19 protein-coding genes are annotated in these 24,353 nt (G+C 70.1%); 8 read left to right on the forward strand and 11 right to left on the reverse strand.

The window, feature by feature from the left end; translation table 11 throughout:
• Positions 1-65: 65 nt before the first annotated feature.
• A complete protein-coding gene (locus tag E6A26_RS01350) occupies positions 66-2,288 on the forward strand; it encodes an NADP-dependent isocitrate dehydrogenase (protein WP_136609378.1) in 2,223 nt (740 codons plus the stop codon).
• A gap of 504 nt (positions 2,289-2,792) precedes the next feature.
• Here E6A26_RS01350 and E6A26_RS01355 read toward each other — a convergent pair.
• The 7 genes from E6A26_RS01355 to E6A26_RS01385 all read right to left on the reverse strand — a co-directional run bounded on the left by E6A26_RS01355 (position 2,793) and on the right by E6A26_RS01385 (position 12,563).
• Complete coding sequence (locus E6A26_RS01355) at positions 2,793-4,787, reverse strand: hypothetical protein (protein ID WP_136609379.1); 1,995 nt, start codon at positions 4,785-4,787, stop codon at positions 2,793-2,795.
• An 80-nt stretch (positions 4,788-4,867) separates the two neighbouring features.
• A complete protein-coding gene (locus E6A26_RS01360; RefSeq protein WP_136609380.1) occupies positions 4,868-5,917 on the reverse strand; it encodes a hypothetical protein in 1,050 nt (349 codons plus the stop codon).
• Positions 5,918-6,031: 114 nt separating this feature from the next.
• Complete coding sequence (locus E6A26_RS01365) at positions 6,032-7,111, reverse strand: Gfo/Idh/MocA family protein (RefSeq protein WP_136609381.1); 1,080 nt, start codon at positions 7,109-7,111, stop codon at positions 6,032-6,034.
• 122 nt (positions 7,112-7,233) lie between these two features.
• Positions 7,234-8,328, reverse strand: coding sequence for a substrate-binding domain-containing protein (locus E6A26_RS01370; RefSeq protein WP_136609382.1), 1,095 nt, complete (start codon positions 8,326-8,328; stop codon positions 7,234-7,236).
• Between the two features lie 54 nt (positions 8,329-8,382).
• A complete protein-coding gene (gene mmsB / locus E6A26_RS01375) occupies positions 8,383-9,672 on the reverse strand; it encodes a multiple monosaccharide ABC transporter permease (protein ID WP_136609383.1) in 1,290 nt (429 codons plus the stop codon).
• 26 nt (positions 9,673-9,698) lie between these two features.
• A complete protein-coding gene (mmsA, locus tag E6A26_RS01380) occupies positions 9,699-11,246 on the reverse strand; it encodes a multiple monosaccharide ABC transporter ATP-binding protein (protein WP_136609384.1) in 1,548 nt (515 codons plus the stop codon).
• A 126-nt stretch (positions 11,247-11,372) separates the two neighbouring features.
• Complete coding sequence (locus E6A26_RS01385; RefSeq protein ID WP_136609385.1) at positions 11,373-12,563, reverse strand: ROK family transcriptional regulator; 1,191 nt, start codon at positions 12,561-12,563, stop codon at positions 11,373-11,375.
• A 115-nt stretch (positions 12,564-12,678) separates the two neighbouring features.
• Between E6A26_RS01385 and E6A26_RS01390 the strand changes: the two genes are divergently transcribed.
• A complete protein-coding gene (locus tag E6A26_RS01390) occupies positions 12,679-13,203 on the forward strand; it encodes a gamma carbonic anhydrase family protein (protein WP_136609386.1) in 525 nt (174 codons plus the stop codon).
• Between the two features lie 30 nt (positions 13,204-13,233).
• On the opposite strand, the gene purU is transcribed toward E6A26_RS01390, so the two are convergent.
• Together purU and E6A26_RS01400 are read right to left on the reverse strand one after the other, a co-directional pair.
• Complete coding sequence (gene purU / locus E6A26_RS01395) at positions 13,234-14,082, reverse strand: formyltetrahydrofolate deformylase (RefSeq protein ID WP_136609387.1); 849 nt, start codon at positions 14,080-14,082, stop codon at positions 13,234-13,236.
• Positions 14,083-14,092: 10 nt separating this feature from the next.
• Positions 14,093-15,241 carry an NAD(P)-binding domain-containing protein gene (locus E6A26_RS01400; RefSeq protein WP_211128867.1) on the reverse strand — a complete coding sequence of 383 codons (1,149 nt, stop codon included), beginning with the start codon at positions 15,239-15,241 and terminating at the stop codon, positions 14,093-14,095.
• Positions 15,242-15,553: 312 nt separating this feature from the next.
• Here E6A26_RS01400 and glyA point away from each other — a divergent pair, with 312 nt between their 5' ends.
• The 5 genes from glyA to E6A26_RS01425 all read left to right on the forward strand — a co-directional run bounded on the left by glyA (position 15,554) and on the right by E6A26_RS01425 (position 20,407).
• Entirely contained in the window at positions 15,554-16,846 is a 1,293-nt protein-coding gene (gene glyA / locus E6A26_RS01405; protein ID WP_136609388.1) for a serine hydroxymethyltransferase, read from the forward strand.
• A gap of 8 nt (positions 16,847-16,854) precedes the next feature.
• On the forward strand, positions 16,855-17,763 hold the full coding sequence (locus E6A26_RS01410) for a bifunctional methylenetetrahydrofolate dehydrogenase/methenyltetrahydrofolate cyclohydrolase (protein WP_136609389.1): 909 nt from the start codon (positions 16,855-16,857) through the stop codon (positions 17,761-17,763).
• Positions 17,764-17,859: 96 nt separating this feature from the next.
• Positions 17,860-19,068, forward strand: coding sequence for a sensor histidine kinase (locus E6A26_RS01415; protein ID WP_136609390.1), 1,209 nt, complete (start codon positions 17,860-17,862; stop codon positions 19,066-19,068).
• Positions 19,065-19,796 carry a response regulator transcription factor gene (locus E6A26_RS01420; RefSeq protein ID WP_136609391.1) on the forward strand — a complete coding sequence of 244 codons (732 nt, stop codon included), beginning with the start codon at positions 19,065-19,067 and terminating at the stop codon, positions 19,794-19,796. Before E6A26_RS01415 ends, E6A26_RS01420 begins: the two co-directional genes overlap by 4 nt.
• Before the next feature lie 224 nt (positions 19,797-20,020).
• Entirely contained in the window at positions 20,021-20,407 is a 387-nt protein-coding gene (locus tag E6A26_RS01425) for an SHOCT domain-containing protein (RefSeq protein WP_211128869.1), read from the forward strand.
• A 128-nt stretch (positions 20,408-20,535) separates the two neighbouring features.
• Here E6A26_RS01425 and E6A26_RS01430 read toward each other — a convergent pair whose 3' ends face one another.
• Entirely contained in the window at positions 20,536-21,915 is a 1,380-nt protein-coding gene (locus E6A26_RS01430) for an MFS transporter (protein WP_136609392.1), read from the reverse strand.
• A gap of 200 nt (positions 21,916-22,115) precedes the next feature.
• Between E6A26_RS01430 and E6A26_RS01435 the strand changes: the two genes are divergently transcribed.
• Positions 22,116-23,108 (forward strand): LysR family transcriptional regulator, encoded by a 993-nt coding sequence (locus E6A26_RS01435; RefSeq protein ID WP_136609393.1) that lies wholly within the window; start codon positions 22,116-22,118, stop codon positions 23,106-23,108.
• On the opposite strand, the gene E6A26_RS01440 is transcribed toward E6A26_RS01435, so the two are convergent.
• A complete protein-coding gene (locus E6A26_RS01440; protein WP_211128871.1) occupies positions 23,078-24,352 on the reverse strand; it encodes an NAD(P)/FAD-dependent oxidoreductase in 1,275 nt (424 codons plus the stop codon). The genes E6A26_RS01435 and E6A26_RS01440 overlap by 31 nt on opposite strands.
• Position 24,353: the final 1 nt, after the last annotated feature.

The following is a 24,353-nucleotide window of genomic DNA, read 5'->3' on the forward strand; positions in this document are numbered from 1 at the left end:
GCGGCGAGCGCTGAACCGCGCACACCGGCGCCGCGGCCTGCATCAGCTCCAGGGAGGCGCCACCCATGGCCACCATCATCTATACGCACACGGACGAGGCGCCGATGCTGGCGACCCACTCGTTCCTCCCGATCATCCAGGCGTTCGCGTCGACCGCGGGCGTGGACGTGCAGACGCGCGACATCTCCCTCTCGGGCCGCATCATCGCCACGTTCGGCGACTACCTCGCGGAGGACCAGCGCATCTCGGACGCGCTCGCAGAGCTCGGTGAGCTCGCGAAGAAGCCCGAGGCGAACATCATCAAGCTTCCCAACATCAGCGCGTCGATCCCGCAGCTCAAGGCCGCGATCGCCGAGCTCCAGTCCCAGGGCTTCGCCGTTCCGGACTATCCGGACAACCCCGCCTCCGACGAGGAGACGGACATCCGTTCGCGCTACGACAAGATCAAGGGCTCGGCCGTCAACCCCGTGCTGCGCGAGGGCAACTCCGACCGCCGCGCGCCGCTCTCGGTCAAGAACTACGCCCGCAAGAACCCGCACTCGATGGGCGCGTGGTCCCCGGCCTCGAAGACGAACGTCGCGACCATGGCTGCGAATGATTTCCGCCACAACGAGAAGTCCGTGGTCCTCCCGGCCGACGACACGCTCACGATCCAGCTCGTACTCGAGGACGGCAGCGTCAAGGACCTCAAGAAGGGCCTCAAGGTCCTCGCGGGCGAGGTCGTGGACGCCACGTTCATGAGCGCCGCGGCCCTCGACGAGTTCCTCGCCGCGCAGGTCGCGCGGGCCAAGGCGGAGGGCGTGCTGTTCTCGGCCCACCTCAAGGCGACGATGATGAAGGTCTCGGACCCGATCGTCTTCGGCCACGTGGTCAAGGCTTACTTCTCCGAGCTCTTCGGCACCTACGGCAAGCAGCTCGCCGCCGCGGGCCTGAGCCCGAACAACGGCCTCGCCTCGATCCTCAACGGGCTCGACGAGCTTCCTGAGGACGTCCGCGAGGGCGTCAAGGCCGCCGTCGCGAAGGGCCTCGCCGACGGCCCCGACATCGCGATGGTGAACTCGGACAAGGGCATCACGAACCTCCACGTCCCGTCGGACATCATCGTGGATGCCTCGATGCCCGCGATGATCCGCCTCGGCGGCCACATGTGGGGCCCGGACGGCCAGGAGCACGACACCCTCGCGGTCCTCCCGGACTCCTCCTACGCGGGCGTCTACCAGGTCGTCATCGACGACTGCCGCGCGAACGGCGCTTTCGACCCGACGACGATGGGCACCGTGCCGAACGTGGGCCTCATGGCGCAGGCCGCCGAGGAGTACGGCAGCCACGACAAGACGTTCGAGATCCCCGCGGCGGGCCGCGTGCAGGTGGTCGACAGCGCCGGCAACGTGCTCATCGAGCACGAGGTCCAGCAGGGCGACATCTGGCGCGCCTGCCAGACCAAGGACGTGCCGATCCGCGACTGGGTCAAGCTGGCCGTGACGCGCGCCCGCGCCTCGAAGACCCCGGCCGTGTTCTGGCTCGACGAGACTCGCGCGCACGACCGCAACCTCATCGCCCTGGTCCGCGAATACCTCAAGGACCATGACACCGAGGGCCTCCAGATCGAGATCATGGCTCCGGCCGAGGCCACGGCCTTCTCGCTCGAGCGCATCCGCCGCGGCGAGGACACGATCTCGGTGACGGGCAACGTGCTCCGCGACTACCTCACGGACCTGTTCCCGATCCTCGAGCTCGGCACGAGCGCCAAGATGCTCTCCGTGGTGCCGCTCATCAACGGCGGCGGCCTCTTCGAGACCGGTGCCGGCGGCTCCGCGCCGAAGCACGTCCAGCAGCTTCTCGAGGAGGACTACCTCCGCTGGGACAGCCTCGGCGAATTCCTCGCCCTCGCGGTGAGCTTCGAGCACTTGGCGACCACGACGGGCAACTCGCGCGCACAGGTCCTCGCGGACACGCTTGACCGCGCCACGGGCACCTTCCTGCTCGAGAACAAGTCCCCGGGCCGCCGGCTCGGCACGATCGACAACCGCGGCAGCCACTACTTCCTGACCCAGTACTGGGCCAAGGAGCTCGCCGAGCAGACCGACGACGCCGATCTGGCCGCTGCGTTCGCGTCCGTTGCCGAGGAGCTGGCCTCCCAAGAGGAGACGATCGTGGGTGAGCTCCTGGGTGTCCAGGGCCACTCCGTGGAGATCGGGGGCTACTACCACCCCGACGAGGCAAAGACCTATGCGGTGATGCGTCCCTCGGCGACGCTCAACGGCATCGTCGACGCGCTCCGCAAGTAGTCGCTGCGCCGCAAGCAGTCACAGCGCCGCCGGCGTGATCGCCGCGCCGGTGGCCGCGTCCTGCGGGCCCCACCGCCACCGCAGGCTCCTGCTGCGCACGTTTGGCGTCTCGCCGGGAGGCAATCGGCGCGTTGCGCCGTCGTGCGCATCGGAGCAGGGAGTTGGTGGGCCGCAGCCCGCGGCCGACCGGGCGACCCGCACCGCGGAGGTGCGGTACCGGGCGGTCGGCCCTCCTGGGGCCGAGCGCCCGGTTCCCGTCTGAGATGCCCGGCCGAGACCAGTCAGCTCTGCCCTGGGGAGCTGACCTCACCGGGCGTCTCTGCGGGAGCCGTGGGGGACGTCGCGAGGGCTCGCGGACGGTTTCCGCATGGTCTGGCGCGGCCCCCAGCGCCGCGCCAGACCAGCGGCCCCCACTTTTCAGGGGGTTCTCTATACGGGGTCGGGCCAGTTGCCGATGCTGCTCATGTCGGTGTCCTTGTCTGGTCTCATCGACGATGGTCGGCCTCAGGCCGTCGCTACGGCCGGAAGACGCCGGGAGGCGACGGCGAACGCCGCCAGCCCGAGCCCGATGCCGAGAAGCAGTGCGGACAGGGCCAGGAGCAGCGCGGCCTCAACCGTGATGCCCGAGGCGTTGCTCACGAACGAGCTCAGCCCCGCGCACAGCTGCGGAAAGGACCCGGTTCCCGCCGCCCCGTTGGCGCCCGACGTTCCCGTCGAGCCGCTCGCGGCGGCTGCTCCGTTCGCGGCGCTGGTCGTACCAGTGCCGCCTGAATTGCCGCTGGCAGTCCCGGTTTCGCCGGTTGCGCCGAGCGTGGTGCTGCCCGGCAGGCCGATCGAGGCACTGACCGCGGGAGCCGCGGAGACGCCGGTACCGCTACCGAACGAGTTTCCCGTCGACTGCTCGCCGGTCCCGGTCGACGCCGCGACCGTGCCGGTGCCCGAGGTCGTGCCGGTGGCGCCGGTCGAGCCGGTGCCCACGGTGGTGCCGGTGCCCGTGGTCGTGCCGGTGGTGCCTGTCGAGCCGGTCGAGCCGGTCGAGCCGGTGCCCACGGTGGAGCCGGTGCCCGCCGTCGTGCCGGTCGTGCCGGTTGAACTCGTGCCCGCGCCGAAGCCGCCTAGCGCGAACTGGAGGCCAATGCCGGGCGTGACATCAAGGACGCCCGGTGCGGGGGTCGCCGCAGAAGGCGTGAGCGAGAGGGCGCCGGAGCTGCCGCTCTGGCTCGATCCCGTTCCTGTGCCGGTACCCGCCGGGTTGAGCAGGGCCGTCGCTCCGGTGGCCGGGGCAGAGCCCGCGCCCGGGAGACCGAGCGTTGCGACCGCGGAAGCCGGCACGGGAGCCGTCGCCGAGGCGACCGTCCCGCTCTGCGGGTTGCCCGAGGACGACCCGAGCGAGAGCGTCACGGGGACGTTGGGAGCGCCCGGGAGCAGCGAGGTCGTGCCCGATGTGCCCGGGAGCAGCGAGGTCGTGCCCGATGTGCCCGGGAGCAGCGAGGTCGTGCCCGATGTGCCCGGGAGCAGCGAGGTCGTGCCCGATGTGCCCGGGAGCAGCGAGGTCGTGCCCGATGTGCCCGGGAGCAGCGAGGTCGTGCCCGATGTGCCCGTCGTGGGGGCGCCGAGGATCAGCGCGGGAGAGGCCGTCACAGACGGGCTCGGAGTGCTGCCGGATCCTGTCGACACCGTGGCCGGAGCCTCGACGACTGCGGCCGGGTTGGTCGAGCCGACGAGGGTGCCAGTCGTCATGGTCGGTGCGGCAAGAGTGGCCGACGGCGACGTGCTGACCGTGAGCGGCGCGAGGCCGGTGCTCGGGGTCCCGACTGCCGGGACGGCTGGCTCGGGAACGGCGAGCTCGGGTACGGCGACCGTGGCCGCAGGGGTCGTGGCCGAGGATGTTGTCGCCGCGGGCGTCGACTCGTCCGGATCGACCACATTCGGCACGGACACCGCGGGTACCGTCGCGGACGGAACCGCCACCGCCTGCTGCGAGGCCGGGGAGTCACTGTCCTCGAGGACCGGAAGCGCCAGGCTCGGAAGAGACGCGGCCGACCCAGACGGGATGCCGGCCGTGGTCGCGGGCGCGGCGGTGGACGAAGTCGTCGACGTGCTCAACACGGGCGCTGCGACAACAGGCGTTGCAGCAGCAGGCGCTGCAACAACAGGCGCCGCGACCACGGGCACTCCCACTGCAGGGGCGGCGACGGCGGGTGCCGAGGCCGTTGGTGCCGACGCGGGGGCCGGCGCCGCCTGCACAGCGGGCATGACGACCGGGGCCGACGGCGCGGGGCTTCCCCCGAGGGCGCCGGACACGGGCGCGAACAGCGACGTGCTCGAGAGCAGCGCCGTCGATCCTGAGGAGGATTGGACGGTCGCCGGGACGGTGACGTTCGCCACCGGGGTAGTCGTGATGGTTGAACTGTCGGCCAAGGCGGCCGCTTCGCCGAGGCCCATGAGGCCTCCGGCGACTACTGCGCCGAGCAAGACTCGGCGTGCAAGGGTATGCATGAGAAATCTCCTGACTGGACAGTGGGCGCGCTAAAGCGCGCAGGGACCCGTGTCCGCCCGAGGGCAGACTCGTCCGCTGTTCAGTCGGGAGTGGAGCCGGGATCGAAGGCCGGGGATGAAGGCGCGCGGTCGCTCAAAACCCCGGCCCGGCGCGAGACCGGGAGCAGGGGAGCGAGGAAGAAGCCGAGGAAGAGTGCCGCGGGACCGCCGGAGCCACCCGCGAGGCCCGATGACCCGCCGCTTCCCGCACCGCCATCCCAAGGGGTCGGCGGGGGCGTGGCTGACGGGTCCCCGGTCGGCGCAAGGGGCGCGCGGGGCGAGCCCGCTCCGCGTGCACCCCAGCCCGTTGCCGCCAGCGTCGCGAGATCAGGCCAGCGCTGTGCCAGGCCCACGACCCCGGGCGTGGCAGGGCTAACACCGTCCGCAGACGGGGCCCCGTCGAGGGCTGAGGCAGGCGCGTCGACCGCCGGAATGCCGGGGGCGCTGAGGTCGCCGGCCGCGGGCGGGGCAGCGCCCGGCGGGGGATCTGCGATGCCTGCGGGAACCTGGGCGACCGTGGTGGGAAGCTGAGCCACCGTGGTGGGAAGCTGCGCGACCGTCTCGGGGACCGGGGCGGCCACGGCCGTGCCCACGGTGTCCCCAATGCCTTGAACGGTCTGGCCCGTTCCCGCAGCCGTCGAGCCGACGACCGGCACGAGGGGCGAAAGGGGGCCTGTCAGAACGGGGTCCGCGACCGCCGGGGCGGCCTCGACCGCCTGGGCGAGCGCCGCCGTCGTCTGCTGGACCGCTGCGCCTGCGGTGCGCTGCACTTCGGGCAGGACCGGGAGTGCGCTCGCGGCTGGTCCGGCGACGGCGGCCAGAGGCGCTGCCGCCGCGGCGCTCACGGCGCCCGCGCGGTTCGTGACCGGGGCGGTGACCGCCGTGACCGGCGCGGCCACTGCCGCGACCGGCGCCGTGACCGGCGCGGCCACTGCCGAGACCGGGGCAGGGACCGGGGCTCCGAGAAGATTGTCCGAGGCGGACGCGGCGCCGCCCGAGAGCAGGAGCCACCCGATTCCGAGGCCAGCCGCACCGACCGCACAGCGCACGGCGGTGAGGGCCTGCAATCGCGTCACAAGTGCCAACCGCATGTCCCCACCTCCCCAGATTGAAGGGATCGGTAGCACGCAACGCCCTCATCGTAGGACTGGGCGAACGGCTTCGCTAGACCACGGAGAGAAAAAAGGCCATCGAATTTACAAGGATCAGCGCGAGATCCGCTCGTCGTTCGGGTAGCGGATCCCGAGCTGCCGGCGCACGCCGTCGAAGAGCCGCATGGTGTTGAGCGAGTGCTCCCACGGCATCGTGGGGCTCTCCACGACGCCCTGCTGCACGCACCGGACCACCTCGCGGAGTTCGTACACATACCCCCGGCCCACGGGCTCGAAGCGTTCCGTCCGGGGCGGGTCCCAGCCGCGACGCACCACGATCTCCTTCGGGTTGTTGATGCTCCCCGTCGTCGTGAGGACACCCTCCGAGCCTGCGACCGTCGCCGCCCGCGGCCCGTGGGCCACGAGGGATGACGTGAGCGTGGCCAGCTGGCCGCCGCTGTAGCCGAGCGCGAGGACGTTCTGTTCGTCCACGCCCTCTCCGTTGAGCGAGCCGAGGGCCGTGAGCGAATCGGGGAACCCGAGCGTCCCGAGCGCCCATAGGAGCGGGTACACGGTGAGGTCGAGGAGCGCGCCGCCGCCCGCCCCGACGGCCCAGATGCGCTGGGTCAGATCCTTCGGCGCAGGGAATCCGAGGTCGGCGGAGACCCACTGGACGGTGCCGAGCTCGCCCGATTCGGCGATCTCGAACGCGCGCTGCATCGACGGCAGGAAGCGCGACCACACGGCCTCCATGAGGAACACGCCCTGCGCCTTCGCAAGGTCCACGAGTTCCTGGGCCTCGTGCGCGTTGATCGTGATGGCCTTCTCGACGAGAACGTGCTTGCCGGCCTGGAGGAGGGCTTTCGTGACCTCGTAGTGCTGGGCATGGGGCGTCGCGACGTACACGACGTCCACGTCGGGATCCTGCCCCAGCCTCACGAAGCCGGGGACCCCGCCGTCGTCCGCGTAGTGGCGCGCGAACCCGAACTCGCGCGCGAAGTCCGCGGCCCGCTCGGCGCTGCGGGAGCTCACGGCGTGGAGCGCGGCGTCGGGCAGCATCGCGAGGTCCCGCACCACCGTCCGGGCGATGCTGCCCGGCGCGACGACGCCCCAGCGCACGGTCTGGCCGGTCGGGGCTAGGGGGTCGGCGTTGTCCTGGAGCGAGAGCCACGAGTGCTGGATGTGACGGGTCATACACCCATCCTTCCATGCAGGTCGGACGAGAAGCGGAGCGGAGCGCGCCACGAACGACGGCGGCCGCCCCCTGCGAGGGGACGGCCGCCGTGCTATGGGTCGCCGAGGCGACGCCTGCTGTGCTACTGCGTGAGCTTGCTCAGCGTCGGGTCGTTGGCGTAAGCGTCCTTGGCGTTGGCCTTCGTGACGATGACCGGCGGCAGGAGGTAGGCGGGGACCACCTTGTTGCCGTTGTTGTACGACTTGTCATCGTTGACGTCGGGCTTCTGGCCAGCCTGGAGCTTCTTGACCATGTCGATCGCCTGGGACACGAGGTTGCGGGTGTCCTTGTTGATCGTGGAGTACTGCTCACCCGCCATGATCGACTTCACAGACTCGACCTCGGAGTCCTGGCCGGTGACGACCGGGACCGGCTTGCCAGCGCCCTTGACGGACGTGATGATCGCACGGGCGAGCGTGTCGTTCGGCGAGAGGACGCCGTCGAGCGTCGTGCTGTTGTAGCTCGCAGCGAGGAGCGTGTCCATGCGCTTCTGGGCGTTCTCAGCCTTCCAGCCCTGGGTCACGGCCTGGTCGAACGACTTCTGGCCCGAGACGACCTTGAGCGTGCCGTCGTCGATCTTCGGCTGGAGGATGCTCATCGCGCCGTCCCAGAAGACCTTCGCGTTGGCATCGTCGGGGGAGCCGGCGAACAGCTCGACGTTGTACGGGCCGGTCGGCTTCTTGGCCTTCATGCCGTCCAGGAGCGCCTGGCCCTGGAGGACACCGACCTTGAAGTTGTCGTACGCCACGTAGTAGTCCACGGCGTCCGTGTTCTTGACGAGGCGGTCGTACGCGATGACGGTCGCGCCGGCATCCTTGGCCTGCTTGAGCTGGGTGCCGAGCTGGGAGCCGTCGATGGCGCCCACCACGATGACCTTGGCGCCCTTGGTGACCATGGACGAGATCTGGTTCTGCTGATCGGAGACGCCGCCATTGGCGAACTCGACATCCGCCTTGAAGCCCGCGTTCTTGAGGCCGTCGTTGAACAGGCCCTCGGCGAGGACCCAGTTCTCCGAAGTCTTCTGCGGGAGCGCGACGCCGATCAGCGAGTTCTGGGCGAACCCGCTCGTGCCGCCGCTCGCGCTGCTGGAGCTATCCGAGCGACCACAGGCGGACAGCGCCAGCGCTGCGATGGCAGCGACGGCAGCCACCTTTCCTGCTTTTCCAATCATTCGCATGGTGTTTCGCTTTCTTTTGGGTTTTTCCGGGTGGGGAAATCAGGGGGGCGGAGATCAGGACTCCCGCGCGAGGACCTCGGTCGTCTTGGTCGTTTCGTCGGGCTGGGCGGGCACGCCACGGTTGCCGTTGCCGCCGTTCCCTCCGATCCCGCGCATGAGGAGGCCGACGATTGACGGGCGGCCCTGGATCTTGCTGTAGACGTCGAACGCGACGGCGAGCAGGAGCACGATGCCCTTGATCATCTGGGTGAGGTCGGCGCCGACGCCCAGGAGCTGCAGGCCGTTGTTGAGGACGGCCATGACGAGACCACCGACGATCGAGCCGATCACCGTGCCGACGCCGCCCGTGACGGCCGCGCCGCCGATGAACACGGCCGCGATGGCGTCGAGCTCCCAGCCTGTGCCGTCGAACGGGCCGGACGCGGTCGAGCGGCCCACGAAGACCATGCCTGCGAGCGCCGCGAGGACGGCCATGTTCATCATGACCAGGAAGTTGACCTTCTTGGACTGGACGCCGGAGAGCTCGGCTGCGTGGCGGTTGCCGCCCACGGCGTAGATGTGGCGGCCGATGATCGTCTTGGAGGAGACGAAGCCGTAGATGAGCACGAGGACGCCGAGGATGATGCCCGGGATCGGGAACGAGGTGCCCGGGCGGCCCGTGGCGAAGAGGTACGTCGCGTACAGGATCGCGGCGACGATGAGCACGAGCCGCGTGACGGTGACCCACTGGTCGGGGACCTCGGCGCCGAGGGCCTTCGCCTCGCGGCGCGCCCGAAGCTGGAAGTACACGACGGCGGCCGCGCCGATGAGGCCCAGCAGGAGCGTGAGGTTGTTGTAGCCCGTGTCAGGGCCGATCTCGGGGAGGTAGCCCGCGCCGATGTACGTGAAGTCCTTGGGGACCGGGACGGTGTTCGACTGGCCGATGAACTGGTTGAGGCCGCGGAACAGGAGCATGCCGGCGAGCGTCACGATGAACGCGGGGATCCCCACGTACGCGACCCAGAAGCCCTGCCACACGCCGATGACCGCGCCGATGATGAGGCCCAGCAGGATCCCGACCCCGGACGGCAGGTGCCAGTCGCGCATCGTGATCGCCACGATGATGCCCACCGAGGCGGCGACCGAGCCGACCGAGAGGTCGATGTGGCCCGCGATGATCACGAGGACCATGCCGATGGCGAGGATCAGGATGTAGGAGTTGCCGTTGAACAGGTTGATGACGTTGTCCGGGGTGAGCGTGAGCCCCCCGGTCAGGATCTGGAACAGGACGATCAGGGCCACGAGGGCGAAGATCATGCCGAATTGGCGGGTGTTTCCGCCGAATAGCTTCTTGAGGGCGTCCATGGTTATTCCTTGGCTCTCCTGCGGCTTCAGGCCGCGGCGTTCTTGCGGGCTTGGGTCATGAGCTTCATGAGGTTCTCCTGGGTGGCTTCGTCCTTGTCGAGGACGCCCGTGATCGCACCTTCGAAGATCGTGTAGATGCGATCGGAGAGGCCCAGGAGCTCCGGGAGTTCGGAGGAGATCACGATCACGCCCTTGCCCTGGCTGGCCAGGCGCTGGATGATGCCGTAGATCTCGTACTTCGCGCCGACGTCGATGCCGCGCGTCGGCTCGTCGAGGATGAGGAGTTCGGGGTCCGTGAACATCCACTTGGCCAGCACGACCTTCTGCTGGTTTCCGCCGGAGAGCTTCGAGACGCCTTCGTCGACGTTCGGGGCCTTCGTGCGGAGCGAGCGGCGGTACTCCTCGGCGACCTGGTACTCGCGGTTCATGTCGACCACGAGGCCCTTCGTGATCTTCTTGAGCGCGGCCGCGACGGTGGTCGACTTGATGTCGTCGAGGAGGTTGAGGCCCAGCGTCTTGCGGTCCTCGGTCACGTAGCCGAGGCCGGCATCGATCGCCTGCGGGACCGTGTGCATCTTGACCTCGCGGCCGTGCATGAACGTCTGGCCTTCGAGGAACTTGCCGTACGAGTGGCCGAAGATCGATCGCGCGAGCTCGGTGCGCCCCGCGCCCATGAGGCCCGCGAAGCCGACGATCTCGCCCTTGCGGACGAAGAAGTCGGAGTGCTTGCAGACCAGGCGGTCAGGGACCGTGGGGTGCTGCACGGTCCAGTTCCTCGCCTCGAAGAGCACCTCGCCGATCTTCGGCGTGTGGTCCGGGAAGCGGGACTCGAGCGCGCGGCCGACCATGCCCTTGATGATCCGGTCCTCGTCCACGCCGTCGGCCTTGACGTCGAGCGTCTCGATCGACTTGCCGTCGCGGATGATCGTGATCGAGTCGGCGATCTGCTCGATCTCGTTGAGCTTGTGGGAAATGATGATCGACGTGATCCCGCGGCCCTTGAGCCCACGGATGAGGTCTAGGAGGTGCTGCGAGTCCGACTCGTTGAGCGCGGCCGTGGGCTCGTCCAGGATGAGCAGGCGGACCGACTTGTTGAGGGCCTTGGCGATCTCGACGAGCTGCTGCTTGCCCACGCCGATGTCCTTGACGGGGGTGTCGGGGTCCTCGGAGAGGCCCACGCGCGCCATGAGGTCGATGGACCTGCGCCGGGCCTCCTTCCAGTCGATGACCCCGCGCTTGGCGGGCTCATTGCCGAGGAAGATGTTCTCCATGATGGAGAGCTCGGGGATGAGTGCGAGCTCCTGATGGATGATCACGATGCCCGCGTGCTCGCTCGCGCGGATGTCCTTGAACTCCTGGATCTCGCCCTGGTAGACGATGTCGCCAGAGTAGCTGCCGTGGGGGTAGACGCCGGAGAGCACCTTCATGAGCGTCGACTTGCCAGCGCCGTTCTCGCCGCAGATCGCATGGATCTCCCCGGCCTTGACGCTGAGGCTCACGTTCGAGAGCGCCTTGACGCCCGGGAACTCCTTGGTGATGGATTGCATCTGCAGGATCACAGGCTGGTCTGCCATGTGCCTTCGCCTCCTGGTCGAACTTCGTTGTCCGGCCCTCCGCTAGGCGGGGCCGTCTGCCAGATGAGTAAACAGTCAGCGAGCTGTTGCCGTCAAGGCTTTAACGCAATCGTTGTGATTGCTCACTCACGGATGGTGGGAGATGTCCGCGTGCTGGAACACGAGCGCGGCCGCTCCGAGGACCTCGGCGCGGGCGCCGAGCGCGGACATCCTGAGCGTCGTCGTCTGTCCGATGAGCGGCACCGCGTGGCGCACGAGCCCCCTCCGCACGGGCTCCAGAAGCAGGTCGCCCACCTCGGTGAGCGGACCGCCGAGCACGATCACTTCGGGGTTGATGAGGTTGGCGACGTTGCCTAGGGCACGGCCGACGGCGACGCCCGCGTCGTCGATGACCCTCAAGGTCGCAGGGTCGCGGGCGAGCGCCATCCGAACGATGTCGTCCGGGGTGATGGGCTCCTTGCCGCGGCTCAGGAGCTCGACCATCGTGGTCGTCGAGGCGACGGTTTCGAGGCACCCGCGATTGCCGCACCGGCACACCTGGCCGTGCTCGACGATCGTCGCGTGGCCGATCTCGCCCGTCACACCGACGTGCCCGTAGAACGGCTGCCCGTTGAGGATCAGGCCCGCACCGATGCCAGAACCGATCTTGACGAAGACGAGGTTCGAGACGCCGCCGTGCGGACCCCACGTGACCTCGCTGAGGGCGCCGAGATTCGCGTCGTTGTCCACGAAGACGGGGAGCTGAAGTGCCTCTTCGAGGTGGCTGAGAAGGTTGAAGCCGACCCATTCCGGCAGGATGGCCCCCTGCGCCACGAGGCCCGTGCGGTGGTCGATCGGACCGGGGATTCCCGCCCCGGCGCCCACGATGTCCCGCCGGTCGATTCCCGTGTCCTCGATGAGCGAGTCGAGGACGTCGACCGCGGCCGCGATGCCGACGTCGGCCCCGTGCCCGAGCGGCAGGGAGACCGTGTCCTCGGCGAGCACGTCGTACGCGAGGTTGGACAGGACCACCCTCAGATGGCGTCGCCCGAAGTCGATCCCCACGGCGATGGCGCTGTTGCTGTTGAGCCTCACGCTCAGGGCGCGGCGGCCGGAGCTCGTGGTCGGTTCAGTCGCGACGATGGACGCCTCGTGCAGGACTTTGACGATGTTCGAGACCGTCGCGGGGGAGAGCCCCGTGCTCCGTGACAGTTCGGCCTGCGTTGCGGGCCCGGTCATGAGGGTCTCGACGATGCGCTGCTCGTTCAGCCGACGGAGGGCGGATTGAGAGCCGGGGTTGTCGGGGGAGCCCGTCGGCGATCGCAGGGTGGAGGCCATGCGACAAAGCATGGCGGCGGGCACGCTTGTCGTCAAGAAGTAAACGCAATCTTCCAATTTATTCTGCACTGTTTGCATGAATATTCGGGCTCGAGCGGGGCACTAGTCTGGGCGCATGGCACCAGTCATCGGCTTTGGGGGCAAGAGCCCCGACATCCATCCGAGCGCGTTCGTCGCGCCGACCGCGAGCATCATCGGGGACGCGCACCTGGCCGAGAGGTCGAGCGCGTTCTATGGCGTGTCAGTCCGCGCGGACACGGCCACGATCACGGTCGGGGCGGGCACGAATCTGCAGGACAACGTGGTCCTCCACGCCGACGAGGGGTTCCCCTGCACGGTCGGTTCAGGGGTTTCCATCGGGCACAACGCCGTGGTGCACGGCTGCACGGTCGAGGACAACGTGCTCGTGGGCATGAGCGCCACCATCATGAACGGCGCCGTGATCGGGTCGGGCTCGCTCGTGGCCGCGGGCGCCGTCGTGCTCGAAGGCACGGTCGTGCCGCCGCGCTCGCTCGTGGCCGGGGTGCCCGCGAAGGTCCGCCGTGAACTCACCGACGAGGAGGTCCAGGGCGTCCACCGCAACGCGACCCACTACGTCGACCTCGCGCGGGCCCACCGCAAGGCGGTCGCCGCCCTCTAGGGCCGCCGCCGCAGGGGACTGAGGTTCAGGTCAGCCGAAGACCACCGTCCGGGTCCCGTCGAGCAGCACCCGGTGCTCGGCATGCCACTGCACGGCGCGGCACAGGGTCCGGCCCTCGACGTCGCGGCCCAGCTGCACGAACTGCTCGGGGGTCTTCGAGTGGTCCACCCTGATGACCTCCTGCTCGATGATGGGGCCCTCGTCGAGATCGGCCGTGACGTAGTGTGCCGTGGCCCCGATGATCTTGACGCCGCGCGCATGCGCCTGGTGGTAGGGCTTGGCACCCTTGAACGAGGGCAGGAACGAGTGGTGGATGTTGATCGCGCGCCCCTCGAGGGCACGGCAGAGATCGTCGGAGAGGATCTGCATGTAGCGGGCCAGGACCACGAGCTCGATGTCGTGCTCCTCGACGAGCGCGAGCAGCTTCGCCTCGGCCTCCTCTTTGGTCGCCTTCGTCACGGGCAGGTGCACGAAGGGCACGCCGTAGAACTCGGCCATCGGCGCGAGCTCGGTGTGGTTCGACACCACGACCGGCACCTGGATGGGGAGGGTGCCTGTGCGCTGCTGGAACAGGAGGTCGTTGAGGGTGCGGCCGTCCTTCGAGCACATGATGAGCGTGCGGACCGGCTCTCCGTTGGTGTAGAGGCCCAGTTTCATGTCGAACGCCAGCCCCACGGGCCCGAGCGAGGCCTCGAGCTCGGCGCGCGACGCGGCAGTCTCGACGGTCACGCGCATGAAGAACGTGCCGGTCTCCGGGCTCTCGTACTGGCGTGACTCGGCGATATTGCAGCCGGCCTCGAGCAGGGCGCCGGAGACGGCGTGCACGATCCCCGGGCGGTCCGGGCAGGAGAGCGTCACGATGAAGGAGTTGCGTACCACGCCCTCTAGGCTAAGCGCTCTGCGCCTCCGGCACCGCAGCGAGGGCTCGCGTCGCCGCGACGGCGGCGGCCCGGCCCGCCCGCGTGGCCCCGATGGTGGACGCGGACGCCCCGTACCCCACGAGGAAGAGGCGCGGCTCGCGCACCACGCTGACGCCGTCTTCGGCCATGAGCACCCCGCCGCCCGGCTCCCGCAGCCGGAGCGGCGCGAGGTGCCCCAGCGACGCCCGGAAGCCCGTGGCCCACAGGATCGCGTCGAGTTCGAGTTCGGTCCCGTTCGCGAGGAGGGCGCCGTGCGCGGTGATGCGCTCGAGGGGCCCCTGCGACACGAGCACGCCCGCATCGATCCCGGCCCGATACTGCTCGGTGAGCGGCAGTCCCGTCGCGCCGACGACGCTGAGCGGCGGCAGCCCCGCCCGCGTGCGCTCGTTCACACGGCGTTCGACGTCGATGCCCCAGTCCGCGTCGAACGGCGCCTTGCGGAACTCGGGCGGGCGGCGCGTGGACCAGTGCGTCGTCGCGCCGGCGGCGTCGAGCTGGAGGAGGAACTGGAGCGCGGACGTCCCGCCGCCCACTACAAGCACGCGCTGGCCGCGGAACTCCTCCGCGCTCACGAAGTCGTGGGTGTGGAGCTGACGTCCGCGGAACAGCTCCTGGCCGGGATAGTGCGGCCAGTGCGGCCGGTCCCAGGTGCCGGTGGCGCTGATGACTGTTTGCGCCAGCCACTCGCGGCCGTCGTCCGCGCGCACGAGGAGCGGGCCGGCTCCGGCGGTCGAACCAGCCAGCCACGACCTGCCGTCGTCCGCGCGCACGAGGAGGGCGGCGCCGTCGTCCGTCCCTGCCACCGCCGCGACGCGCGCCGGCCGAACCACCGGGAGCGCGAACTCGCGCTCGTACGTGCCGTAGTAGCGGCCGACGACGGCGGAGCTCGGCTCGCGGGGATCCGGCGCCTCGAGCGGGAGGCCGGGGAGCGGGTGGAGTCCGTGCGCGGCGTCGAACGTCAGGGACGCCCACCGGTGCCGCCATGCCCCGCCGGGCCCGTCGTTTGCGTCGAGCACCACGAAGTCCGCCCACGCGCGCAGCCCCCTGCGCTGGAGCCAGTACGCCGCGCTGAGCCCCGCCTGGCCGGCCCCGACGACCACCGTCTTGAGCGTCTCCACTCTGCCCTCCCGCCACTACGCTGACACGTCAACCATCGGCGTAACCATGCGAAACGGCCGGGTGTTCCCGGCGCAGCCGGGATAGACTGTCGGCGTCGCGACTGGCGTTGGGTGGGTCACCACCGGGGAGCGGCGCGCGCGGCGGCGCCAAGCTTCGGCTGGGCGGCGCGGCGCACCGGGACACCGTGGGTCGTACGCCTGGGCCAGGGGTCGAGCACCATCGCGCCGTCACGCCTCGGAAGCAAGTTCCAGCCCGGGCAGGGCGGCCGGTAGCCTGACCAGTAGCACGCCGAGCCCAATCCAGGAGATCCCGTGACCACCACGAATCCCACCGTGTCCTCCGTCAGCAACCTTCCGCTTGCCGACGTCGACCCCGAGATCGCCGCAGTCCTCGAGCAGGAGCTGGGCCGCCAGCGCGACACGCTCGAGATGATCGCCTCCGAGAACTTCGCGCCGCGCGCCGTCATGGAGGCGCAGGGCTCGGTTCTCACGAACAAGTACGCCGAGGGCTATCCCGGCCGCCGCTACTACGGCGGTTGCGAGTACGTGGACGTCGCCGAGAATCTCGCGATCAGCCGCGTCAAGGAGCTCTTCGGGGCCGAATTCGCGAACGTCCAGCCCCACTCGGGTGCGCAGGCCAACGCCGCCGCGCTCGCCGCGATGATCAACCCGGGGGACAAGATCCTGGGCCTCTCGCTCGCGCACGGCGGCCACCTCACCCACGGCATGAAGCTCAACTTCTCCGGCAAGCTCTACCAGGTCGCCGCCTACCAGGTCGAAGAGGACACTTTCCGCATCGACATGGACAAGCTCCGCGAGCAGGCCCTTGCCGAGCGCCCGAACGTCATCATCGCGGGCTGGTCCGCGTACCCCCGCCACCTCGACTTCGCCGCGTTCCGCTCGATCGCGGACGAGGTCGGCGCGCTGTTGTGGACGGACATGGCGCACTTCGCCGGCCTCGTGGCCGCGGGGCTCCACCCGAGCCCGGTCCCGGACTCGCACGTCGTGACCTCGACCGTGCACAAGACCCTCGCGGGCCCGCGCTCCGGCGTGATCCTCGCGAAGCAGGATTTCGCCAAGAAGATCAACTCGAACGTCTTCCCCGGCCAGCAGGGCGGCCCGCTCATGCACGTGATCGCCGCGAAGGCCGTCGCGTTCAAGATTGCGGGCTCCGACGAGTTCAAGGAGCGCCAGGAGCGCGTCCTCGAGGGTGCCCGCATCATCGCGGACCGCCTCAACCAGAAGGACGTCGCGGACGCGGGCGTCTCGGTCCTCACGGGCGGAACCGACGTTCACCTCGTGCTCGTGGACCTGCGCAACTCCCAGCTCGACGGCCAGCAGGCCGAGGACCTCCTCCACGAGGTCGGCATCACGGTCAACCGCAACGCCGTCCCGTTCGATCCGCGCCCGCCGATGGTCACGTCCGGCCTCCGCATCGGCACGCCGGCCCTCGCGACGCGCGGCTTCGGCGCCGCGGAGTTCACCGAGGTCGCGGACATCATCGCGTCCGCCCTCAAGGGCGGCGCCGATCTCGCGTCTCTCCAGGCCCGCGTCGACAAGCTCACCGCGGACTTCCCGCTGTACCCGGGCCACGAGGAGTGGTGAGTACACCGATGACGACTAGCTCATCGGGAAAGAACGCAGTCGTCCTCGACGGGCGGGCCGCCTCCGCGGCCATCAAGGCTGAGCTCGCCGAGCGGGTCGAGGCCCTCAAGGGCAAGGGCATCACGCCCGGGATCGCGACCGTCCTCGTCGGTGCGGATCCGGCCTCCCAGCTGTACGTCGGCATGAAGCACAAGCAGTCCGTCGCGATCGGGATGAACTCGATCCAGAAGGAGCTGCCGGCCGACGCGACGCAGGAGCAGGTCGAAGCCCTCATCGACGAGCTCAACGCCGACCCGACGTGCCACGGGTACATCGTGCAGCTCCCGCTGCCGAAGCACCTCGACACGGACGCGATCCTCGAGCGGATCGATCCTGCGAAGGATGCCGACGGGCTCCACCCGACCAACCTCGGGCGGCTCGTGCTCAACGTCAACGGCCGGATCGACACGCCGCTGCCGTGCACCCCTCGCGGCGTGATCGAGCTGCTGGTGCGTAACGGCTATGACCTGAAGGGCAAGCACGTCGTCGTCGTGGGCCGCGGGGTGACGATCGGCCGCTCGATCCCGCTCCTGCTCACGCGCCGTGAGATCAACGCGACGGTCACGCTCACCCACACGGGCACCCAGGACCTCTCGTCCCACCTCCGCCAGGCGGACGTCATCGTCGCCGCGGCCGGCGTCAAGCACATCGTGAGGCCGGAGGACGTCAACCCGGGCGCTGCCGTGCTGGACGTCGGCGTGACGCGCGAGGAGGACCCCGACGGCGGCAAGCCGAAGGTGTTCGGCGACGTCGACCCGCGGGTGGCGGACGTGGCGGGCTTCATCTCGCCAAACCCCGGCGGCGTGGGCCCCATGACCGTCGCGCTGCTCATGACCAACGTGGTCGAGGCTGCGGAGCGCGAGGCCGCGCGCGCCTGAGCCGCCGCGGCGGACTCAGCATGCTCCCGGTGGAGTAGCCCCGTGTGCGCCCCGCGGCCGACGACGGCGCCCACCCGGGGCGCGTAGGCTCGACCCATGCGGGCGCGGGACGGTGATCAGGCGGGCCCCGGCAGCCCTTGGCCGGGGAACCCTTGGTCTGGCAACCCATGGTCGGGCAACCCTTGGTCTGGCCGGTCGCGGCCCCGCCGCGCCCCGTGGCCGGTGCTCGTGGTCGCGGCGGGAATCCTCGCCGTCGTCCAGGTCGTGGGCACCCACGTCTCGTCGTTCCGTCAGCCGACCGCCCACCCGCTGGACCTCCTCGCTGCCGTGCTACTCGTGGCGGGCCCTGCCTTGCTGATCGGACTCCGGCGCCGTCCGGGGCCCGTGGTCGCTGCGGTCGCGGCCGTGACGATCGCGTACTTCGCGCTCGGCTACGCGTGGGGCCCGGTGCTCATCTCTCCGGTCCTGGCCCTGATCCTCGCGACGGCGGCGGGGGCACGCCGCTGGTCGTGGTCGTCCGGCGCCGCGCTCGTGGTCGCGGGTGCGGTCGACGCGTTCCAGGCCGGCGACTGGCTGCGCGCCGCAGCGGTGGCGGCGTGGACCGCCGTCGTGCTCTTCCTCGGCGAGGCCCTGCGCGTGCGCCGAGAGCGCTTCGCGGCACGCCGCCGGGAGTGGGAGGCCCACCGGAGGGAGGCCCGGGACCAGGAGCGGCTCGAGCTCGCGCGTGACATCCATGACGTTGTGGCCCACTCGCTCTCGCTCATCAACGTCCGCGCAAGCGTGGCGCTCCACCTCGCGGACCGCCGCCCGGAGGAGCTCCGGCCCGCGCTCGAGGCCATCAAGCTGGCCAGCCACGAGGCGCTCGGCGAGGTCCGGGAGCTGCTCGGGGTCCTCCGCCAGGACGCGCCCGTGACGCCGGGTGAGCCACTCGAGCGGGTGCCGTCGCTCATCGACGACGCCCGGGGCACTGGCCTCGAGGTGACCCTGTCCTCGGGACTCGTGCCGCCGCCGTCGCCCGCTCTCCAGCGCGTGGCCTACCGGGTGGTCCAGGAGGCGCTCACCAACGCCGTGCGCCACTCCGGCGCCCACCGCGTGACGGTGCGGCTCGCACGCGAGCGTGGGCTCGTGGTGGTCGAGGTGCACGACGACGGCGCGGGACTCCGCGGCGCAGCGCCCGGCTCGGGGCTGCGCGGCATGCGCGAGCGCGTCGAGGCCGTGGGCGGGGCCCTGACCCTCGCGGACGACGGCGGCCTGCGGGTCCGCGCCGAGCTCCCCGAGGCGCGGGTCGGAGAGGGCACCCGGTGATCAGGATCCTCATCGCGGACGACCAGGCCCTTATCCGTGCAGGCTTCAGGGCCCTTCTCGACGCCGAGCCGGACATGGAGGTCGTGGGGGAGGCGGGGACCGGAACGGAGGCGGTCGCCGCGGTGGCGCGCCTCGCCCCAGACGTCGTGCTCATGGACATCCGCATGCCGGGCGGCGATGGGCTCGAGGCCACGCGAACCATCCTCGCCGCCGCGCCTGCGCCGGGGCGCGTCGCGTCGAATCCGGGCACGGACGGAGGGTCCGGGGCCGGGACGGCTTCCCACGGCCCGCGCGTCGTCATCCTCACGACGTTCGAGCTCGACGAGTACGTCACCGGCGCCATCCGGGCCGGTGCGAGCGGCTTCCTCGTCAAGGACACGGAGCCCGAGGACCTCGTCCGCGCGGTACGGGCCGTCCACGAGGGCGACGCGATGCTGTCGCCCTCGGTGACGAGGAGGCTCCTCGAGCGGCTCGCGGCGGAGCGGCCGTCCGCGCCGGCGGCCCAGCCGGCCGACGTGCGGCTGCTGACCGAACGTGAGCGCGAGGTGGTCGCGCTCGTGGGGCAGGGGCTCAACAACGCCGAGATCGGCGAGCGGCTCTACATCACGCCGCTCACGGCGAAGACGCACGTCTCGCGGGCCATGACGAAGCTCGGCCTCCGGGACCGCGCGCAGCTCGTGGTCCTCGCCTACGAATCGGGTCTCGTCCGGCCGGGCTGGCTCGGCTGACGCGGATCGCCGCCGGCGTGGTCCCTTACGGCCGGCGGGTTCCCTCTCGCTGGCGTTTTCCCTGGGGCCGGCAGGTTCCCTCTGACGGAGCATCGGCGGCTGCTCCGCGCGGAGTAGCGGTGCGCGGCCAAGTCACTCCGGCCGGCGGACGCGCGCGAGCGGCCGTCGCCGAAGACTTGAATCAGCGGCTGAAGGCCAGCCGACAGACAATCAAGGGGCTCACAATGACCGCTCTTTCAGTGATGGCGGACACCGCCGCGTGGCACGGCGCCTGGTTCGGGCCGTGGTTCCTGCTCATCCCGCTCGCCTGGATCCTCGTCTTCGTGCTCATCTTCACGTTCGGGCGCCGCTTCTGGTGGCGCCGCCACTGGGGTGAGTTCCAGGGCTACGCCGGTCCGGGGTATGCCGGTCCCGGGTACGGCGTACGGGGTTACGGAGGTCGGGGAATGGGTGGCCAAGGATATGGAGACCAGGGGACTGACGTTCAGGATCCAGACGTCCAGGGGAACAGCGCCGAGGGCGTCCTGCGCGAGCGTTTCGCGCGGGGCGAGATCGACGAGACCGAATACCGGCAGCGGCTCGAGGTGCTGCGCGCCGAACAGGGTAGCTGACTGGGCTCGCGCCGGCAGACCGAGCTGACCGGCCGGGCTGGCCGGGCCTCGCGGAGCTGACGAAGCAATGAGCCCGTCCCTTCGAGTCCACGTACTGGAAGGGACGGGCTCACTCCCCGCCGCGCGGCCTAAACCTCGGCCCGCTCCACTGCGAGGCCCGGCTTGGAGCCGAACATCGTGGCTCCCGTGGCCTGCTCCGCTTCGTGGTCAGGGCCGAGCGGGATGCCCCGGCGGTCCCGGAGGCATGCGACGGCGCCGATCGACACGAGCGTAACGATGAGCAGGTAGAGCGAGATCGAGGCCGTGGTGCCCGTCGCCTGGAGCAGGGCCTGGGCGATGGTTGGGGCGAACGCACCGCCCAGGATTGCGCCGATTGCATACGAGATCGAGACCCCCGAGAAGCGCACGGACGCGGGGAAGATCTCCGCGTACCAGGCGGCCTGCGGGCCGTACGAGAGTCCGAGTCCTATCGAGAACAGCAGCAGACCCGCGTAGAGACCGCCGAGGGTGCCGGTGTTCACGAACCAGAACAGCGGGAAGACCATGAGCACCTGGAGGCCGAAGCCGATGAAGTAGGTCTTCTTCCGCCCGATCGCGTCGGCAAGGATCCCGGCGACGGCCGTCGAGACGAACCAGAGACCGGCGCCGACGGTCGTCGCAACGAGCACGGCCGTGGCGTCCATCTTGAGCTTCCCCGTTGCGTAGCCCTGGATGAAGCCGCCCGTCGTCATGTACCCCGCGGCGTTGTTGCCAACGAACACGAGCGCCGCGAGGATCACGAGGTGCCAGTGCTTGCGGAACAGCACCACGATCGGCACCTTGGCCTGCCGGCCGCGCTCCGCCAGCTCGGCGAAGACGGGGCTCTCCTCGACTGTGCGCCGGACGAAGAAGCCCACGACGATGAGCACGACGCTGAGCAGGAAAGGCACGCGCCATCCCCACTCGAGGAACGCCTTGCCGGGGGAGATCACGCCGGTCATGAGCGCCATCACTCCCGACGCGATGAGCATGCCGAGCGGCACGCCGAGCTGCGGGAATGAGCCGGCGCGGCCGCGTCGGCCCGCCGAGGCGTGCTCGACTGCCATGAGCACCGCGCCGCCCCATTCGCCGCCGGCCGAGATGCCCTGGATGATGCGCAAGACGAGCAGGAGGATCGGCGCGCCCAGTCCGAGCTGCGCGTACGTGGGCAGCAGGCCGATGAGCGTCGTGGAGCCACCCATGAGAAAAAGCGTGAGCACAAGCATCGCGCGCCGGCCGATCAGGTCACCGAAGTGACCCGCGAGGAACGCTCCTAGCGGCCGGAACAGGAAACTGATGCCCACCGTGGCGAACGAAAGCAGCAGCGCGATGTTCTCTCCGGCGGGTTTGAAGAAGAGTTCGGCGAAGACGAGGGCAGCGCCGGTGGCGTAGATGAAGTAGTCGTACCACTCGATCGTGGTGCCGATGATGGTGGCCAGCGCGACGCGGCGCTGGGTCGAGCTGGCGGATGCGGCGCCTTGAGTGTTCATCTGTGTCCTTGGGTTCGGCATCAGCGCTGATGCCTGCTGAGAGGCGGCTCGTGGCCGCAGGGGCGAGAGCGGCGCGGGTGGGCGCCGGGCGTTGCGAACGGTGACACCATGGTGGCCGCCACCTTCTTGCATGTAAACTTCAGAAAATCGGCAAAGAACTTCGTTTCAACTTATTTTTTCCTCCCTTGAGGCGGTGGACCATGGCTGAGCTCACACTTCGTCAACTCGAGCTGTTCTCGGCGCTGCCCGACTTCCCCACACTCAGCGCCGCCGCCGAGCGGCTGCACATCTCGGAGTCCGCGCTCTCCCAGGCCATCACGGGCCTCGAGAAGGCTGTGGGTGTGCAGCTGTGCGTGCGTCGGAAGGCTCGAGGCCTCCAGCTCACTCCTGCGGGGCAGCATTTCGCGGCGCGCGCCCGGGGAATCCTCAAGGATTCCCACGAGCTCTCGCTCGAGCTCCGAGGTGGCGGGCTCCGCGGCCCGGTCAAGGTCGGGTGCTTCGCGAGCTTTGCCACGAGCGTCATCCCGGAGATCCTCGACGGCTTTCCGCGCCGCTACCCCAACGTGTCCGTGGACGTGACCGTGGGCACCCACGACGACCTTCTGCCCGCGCTGCAGTCCGGGCGGCTCGACGTCGCGATCGTCTACGACATGCTCCTCCCGATGGGGTACGCACAACGCGAGATCTATGCGACCGAGCTCGAGGCCGTCCTTCACCCCGAGCATCCGCTCGCGGCCCGCAGCGCCGTGGATCTGGCGGAGCTCGCGATGGAGCCGCTCATCATGTACGAATCGAGCCCCAGCGCCACGAACACGCACCAGGCATTCGCGGCGCGGGGCCTTCGGCCCACGGTCCTCACGAGTGTCCCGCAGGTGATTCTCGTGCAGGCGCTGGTGGGCCGCGGCGTGGGCTACGGGCTCCTCATGTCGCGCCCCAACAGTGCGCCGATGAGCGTCGAGGGCCGTCCGCTCGCGGTGCGCCCACTCCGCCCGCGAGCGTCGCGTACCCACGTGGTGGCGATCTGGCCTGAGGACATGTCCCTCTCGCCGCGCGCCGCGGCGCTCGTCGACTACGCGATCGAGGCGCTGAGCGGCTTTGATGAGGCCCTCGTGGAAGCCGACGACGGCGAAGCGGCCGCGGCCGGGACGGGCGGCGATCACGCTCACACCGCCTCCGGGATGGCCCGCGAGTAGGCCTTGAGGTCGAAGCCCGGGTCTGCAGCCTCCGTCGGGTCCACTGAACGGCCGGCGGCGAGGAGGCGGCGGGCCGCGAGGTGGTCGGCAGGGCTGTTGACCGACTCGACGCACACGAGGTCGCCGCCGTCGTAGCTGAACACCGAGAACCGCCCCGCACCGACGTCTCCGCGTACCACCCGGATCGCGTCTGCCCTTCCAAGCCCGGCGAGCTGAACCTTCGTCGCACCCTGATGGCTCCAGAACCACGGGAGCTCGCCATACGGAGCGGGATCGGCGCCGAGGAGGGCCGAGGCCAGGTACCTCGCCTGGTCTGTCGCGTTCTGCACCGATTCGAGCCGCACCCGTCCGCCCGCGTGGACGCTAAGGAAGCTTGAGCAGTCGCCGATCGCGAAGATCGCGGGATCCGAGCTGCGCAGGCTCGCGTCCACCGCCACGCCGCCGTCGGGCGCGAGCTCGAGCCCAGCAGCCGATGCTAGTCCCGACGCGGGTTTCGCGCCCACGCCCACGAGCACGAGGTCGGCCGGAAACTCGCGCCCCGACGCCGTCACCACCGCCCCGACACGGCGCCGCCCGGCGCCGCCGTCCGATTCCCGGAGCCGGGCGACGCGCTCGCCGAGCTCGAGCCGTACGCCGTCGAGCGTGTGCCGTTTGGCTAGGTAGGCGGACACAGCGGGGGAGACCACACGCCTGAGCGGCCGCTCTGTCGGGGAGACGAGCGTGACCTCCACGCCCCGTGCGCGCGCCCCGGCCGCGAACTCGAGGCCAATGAACCCCGCGCCGACCACGACCGCTCTGCGGGCGCCGTCGAGAGCGGCGGAGGCAGCCCGCGCGTCGTCCAGCGTCCTGAGCGAGAAGACCCCCGCGAGGTCCTCGCCCGGCACGTCGAGCCGGCGACTGTCCGCGCCCGTCGCGAGGATGAGGGTCGTGTAGCCGAGCCGCTCGCCGGTGCTGGTGATGACCTCTCGTACGTCGCGCGCGATGCGCTCGGCGTCGACGCCCCACCTGACGTCGACGCGGGCATCGTCGAAGAAGCCCGCGCCGCGAAGCAGGAGCGGCGCTGCGGAGGGACCGCCCGCGATGACGTCTTTGGACAGCGGAGGCCGCTGGTACGGCGGCCCGGCCTCGCGCGAGAGGAGGGTGAGCCGCCCGTCGTAGCCGCCGGCGCGGAGCGAGTCGATGAGCTGGACGCCCGCGTGCCCCGCGCCGACCACCAGGATGTGGTCCGCACTGCTCGCGCCCAAG

Origin of the sequence: Sinomonas albida (assembly GCF_004919045.1) — a bacterium.
Lineage (GTDB): Bacteria > Actinomycetota > Actinomycetes > Actinomycetales > Micrococcaceae > Sinomonas > Sinomonas albida.

What these genes read in the sequence shown, in the direction of transcription:
- E6A26_RS01390 (WP_136609386.1), top strand. Translation starts at nt 12,679, where the DNA reads ATGGCACCAGTCATCGGCTTTGGGGGCAAGAGCCCCGACATCCATCCG.
- E6A26_RS01360 (WP_136609380.1), bottom strand. Translation starts at nt 5,917, where the DNA reads ATGCGGTTGGCACTTGTGACGCGATTGCAGGCCCTCACCGCCGTGCGC.
- E6A26_RS01410 (WP_136609389.1), top strand. Translation starts at nt 16,855, where the DNA reads ATGACGACTAGCTCATCGGGAAAGAACGCAGTCGTCCTCGACGGGCGG.
- E6A26_RS01435 (WP_136609393.1), top strand. Translation starts at nt 22,116, where the DNA reads ATGGCTGAGCTCACACTTCGTCAACTCGAGCTGTTCTCGGCGCTGCCC.
- E6A26_RS01425 (WP_211128869.1), top strand. Translation starts at nt 20,021, where the DNA reads ATGACCGCTCTTTCAGTGATGGCGGACACCGCCGCGTGGCACGGCGCC.
- E6A26_RS01355 (WP_136609379.1), bottom strand. Translation starts at nt 4,787, where the DNA reads ATGCATACCCTTGCACGCCGAGTCTTGCTCGGCGCAGTAGTCGCCGGA.
- E6A26_RS01350 (WP_136609378.1), top strand. Translation starts at nt 66, where the DNA reads ATGGCCACCATCATCTATACGCACACGGACGAGGCGCCGATGCTGGCG.
- mmsA (WP_136609384.1), bottom strand. Translation starts at nt 11,246, where the DNA reads ATGGCAGACCAGCCTGTGATCCTGCAGATGCAATCCATCACCAAGGAG.
- E6A26_RS01370 (WP_136609382.1), bottom strand. Translation starts at nt 8,328, where the DNA reads ATGCGAATGATTGGAAAAGCAGGAAAGGTGGCTGCCGTCGCTGCCATC.
- E6A26_RS01430 (WP_136609392.1), bottom strand. Translation starts at nt 21,915, where the DNA reads ATGAACACTCAAGGCGCCGCATCCGCCAGCTCGACCCAGCGCCGCGTC.
- E6A26_RS01365 (WP_136609381.1), bottom strand. Translation starts at nt 7,111, where the DNA reads ATGACCCGTCACATCCAGCACTCGTGGCTCTCGCTCCAGGACAACGCC.
- E6A26_RS01415 (WP_136609390.1), top strand. Translation starts at nt 17,860, where the DNA reads ATGCGGGCGCGGGACGGTGATCAGGCGGGCCCCGGCAGCCCTTGGCCG.
- mmsB (WP_136609383.1), bottom strand. Translation starts at nt 9,672, where the DNA reads ATGGACGCCCTCAAGAAGCTATTCGGCGGAAACACCCGCCAATTCGGC.
- E6A26_RS01385 (WP_136609385.1), bottom strand. Translation starts at nt 12,563, where the DNA reads ATGGCCTCCACCCTGCGATCGCCGACGGGCTCCCCCGACAACCCCGGC.